Raw genomic sequence first — 234 nt, forward strand, 5'->3', positions numbered from 1 at the left:
CAAGAAGTTTCCAAAGCACTTGTAACAAATGTTTGAGAACTACTTTTTAAATCAGCTTTCCAGATTGTTAAAGAGCATGTTTGCAACGGCTCAAGGCCGAAGAAAACAGAGTTAAGAATCAGTTCTTAACTCTGCATTCTTGTTAGCAAGAAGAGAAGTGGCGTCCCCTAGGGGATTCGAACCCCTGTTACCGCCGTGAAAGGGCGGTGTCCTAGGCCTCTAGACGAAGGGGAC

The 234-nt window shown here is 45.3% G+C and carries 1 tRNA gene; it reads right to left on the reverse strand.

The features are described 5' to 3' along the window. Nucleotides 1–158: 158 nt before the first annotated feature. Nucleotides 159–234, reverse strand: a tRNA-Glu gene (locus ACVDHI_RS20840).

The organism is Aeromonas sp. 25-248 (assembly GCF_053005425.1).